This window comes from Pseudocitrobacter vendiensis (assembly GCF_943590815.1).
Lineage (GTDB): Bacteria > Pseudomonadota > Gammaproteobacteria > Enterobacterales > Enterobacteriaceae > Pseudocitrobacter > Pseudocitrobacter vendiensis.
Genome location: NZ_CALSBS010000074.1, coordinates 1 through 2808, shown reverse-complemented (window position 1 = coordinate 2808; position 2808 = coordinate 1). Strand labels below are relative to the sequence as shown.

The following is a 2808-nucleotide window of genomic DNA, read 5'->3' as shown; positions in this document are numbered from 1 at the left end:
GGGGTCGGTTCCGGCTGAGGGCGAAATGACACCCTAAGCTTTCGGTTCCTTGGGCCAAAGATATTCGCCAGTCAGTAGAATGTGCGCCCAGCCCAATGGGGATATGTGGGGAAGAAATTCAGGGGGAACATCCAACCCTTCGTTCCGCCGCTCCGTGACGGCATGACCAAGATGGACGGTATTCCAGTAAATGATCACCGCAGTCAATAAATTGAGCCCAGCGATTCGGTAGTGCTGCCCCTCTGTCGTGCGATCGCGAATTTCCCCCTGCCTCCCGATACGGAGCGCATTTTTGAGCGCATGGTGGGCCTCTCCCTTGTTAAGACCGATCTGAGCACGCCGCTGCATGTCCGTATCCAGGATCCACTCAATAATGAAAAGGGTCCGTTCAATACGACCAACTTCACGAAGCGCAACTGCAAGGTTGTTTTGTCGTGGGTAAGAAGCGAGCTTGCGCAGGAGTTGGCTGGGCCTGATTTTGCCAGCGGTCATCGTCGCGGCACAACGGAAAATATCAGGCCAGTTCGCAACGATAAGATCCTCCCGGGCTTTTCCACCTACCAACTTGCGTAACTCCCTGGGGGTCGTATCGGGATTAAATACGTACAACCGCTTCGATGGCAGATCCCTGATTCGCAGAACGAGATTGTAGCCGAGCAGGCTACTGGCTCCGAACAAATGGTCGGTGAATCCTGCTGTATCGGCATACTGTTCGCGAACATGGCGACCGACCTCGTTCATCAGTAGTCCATCGAGAATATACGGTGCCTCGCTCACGGTCGCCGGGATCGACTGACAAGCGAATGGCGCGAACTGGTCGCTTACGTGAGTATACGCTTTGAGGCCGGGAACAGAACCATATTTGGCATTGACCATGTTCATGGCTTCGCCATGCCGCGCTGTCGGGAAAAACTGACCATCGCTCGATGCTGACGTGCCCATCCCCCAGACGCGTGACATCGGCAGTTTACCCTGCGCGGCCACCACAATTGCCAATGCCTGGTTCATGGCTTCGCTTTCAACATGCCAGCGGGCAAGGCGTGAGAGCTGCCAGTAATCATGCGTGTTTGTAGCTTCCGCCATCTTACGCAGGCCCAGATTGAGCCCTTCAGCGAGCAGGACGTTGAGCAGACCGATCCGGTCGCGACATGGAGCCCCGGTTCTCAGATGGGTAAACGCATCTGTGAAACCAAGGGCTGCATCAACTTCAAGCAGCATGTCGGTAATCCGAACGGACGGCATTCGGCGATACAGATCCAGTATGAGTGCCTCGGCACCATCCGGCACGTCTGCTGTCAACCTGTCGATCCGCAACGTTCCATCTTCTATGCTACCGTGCGGAATAGTGCCGTTACGGGCAGCCCGGGCCAGCCGCTTAAGAGCGATCGTGAGTCGCGCCTTTCTGTCTGCCAGCCAATCCTGTGGGTTGGAAGGCACGGCCAGTTTTGCATTTTCCTGCGCCGCGATCATCGGCACCAGTACCTGCTTGAGGTCACCATAGCGGCGCGAATGAGCGAGCCAGACATCTCCGGAACGAAAAGCATCCCGGAGGTGAAAGAGTACCGCCACTTCCCAAAGACGGGTATCTCCTTTTTCCTGAGCTCGTAAATGACGGTTCCATTTGGAGCTGGGCCGCAGGAAACGCCTTTCTGGCGATGCAACACCTTTCATCTCTCCGATCGACAAAGCTGCTGCTACCAATGGTCCGGCGACCGGCGCGGCTTCGAGCTTCAGACAGCGCAACATGCGGGGCGCATAACGACGAAAGCGATGGTATCCCTGCCCGACATATGCAAGAGGCTCATCGGCTAGCGTGTTGCTGAGTTGAGTCCCTGTCGCTACCAGTTGAGCGAGCCGGTCCCATGCAACCGAACTGGCGACAGCCATCTCCAGCGGGGTTCCGTCACTGCGGGCCTCAAGCAACGAAGCTCCCAGCGCGGTGAAGGTACGGATCGTATCCGTGAGTGTGGCTTTAGAGCCGGAAATTGTTTCGTCATGCTGGCGCTTCGCTTCCCGCCAGGTTTTTCCTACGATCCTGTCATGGGTTTCGACTATGGCATCAGCAATCGCCGCTTCCCACTCCACAACACAGACGGCAAGGATCGCCCAGCGGCGGTCCGAAGTGATGTCACGCAAACCGTCGGTGAAGTAGCGTTCACCCTGCCGACGCAGCCGGGCAATGCGATGGGCAGGTATGCTGGCCAAAGCACTATGATTGATATTCAGGGTACGCAGAAATTCGAGCCTGTCGAGCAAACGGTTAGCAGCAGCCGAGTTGTTACCAACCTCGAAGTTGCGAAGCCAGATGAAACGACTGATATTGCCGGCGAGCATTTCACTCAGAAGTTTGTCCAGGTGATCGCGAACATCCGCTGTTAAATTTTCCGCAATCCGCGTTTCAATCCGCCGCTCAGCGGCGACCAGAGCATCCGCGCACAAGCGCTCGATTGTCGATACTGCGGGCAGAATGGTGGAAGTTTCCCGACACCGCACAATAAAACGATGAGCAAGATCCTCGTTTGATCTGGCATCTTCGGCCTGGCCGAAAGTCCACTCCCGCAGATCACGGGCACCACGGCCCGTGAAGGTCTTGTAGCCGTAAATTTCGCGCAGCGTGTCCATGTGCTGCTGACGGGTTTGGCGCCGTGTGGCATAAGTGAGAAGCGCATCAGCCGGAACTCCAAGCTGAGCACCGACGAAGGAAAGGACTTCACGCGGGATCATCTCACCAGGAGCCAGTGCACGGCCCGGATATCGTAAGGCACAAAGTTGCAGGGCAAAGCCAATCCTGTTTTCCGGTCTGCGGCG

At 56.6% G+C, this 2808-nt stretch carries 1 protein-coding gene; it reads right to left on the bottom strand.

Annotated features, from left to right (window positions below):
- Nucleotides 1–33: 33 nt before the first annotated feature.
- Nucleotides 34–2808: Tn3-like element Tn5403 family transposase (locus NMC31_RS25965; protein WP_253899398.1), on the bottom strand; the 2775-nt coding region annotated here is incomplete at its 5' end.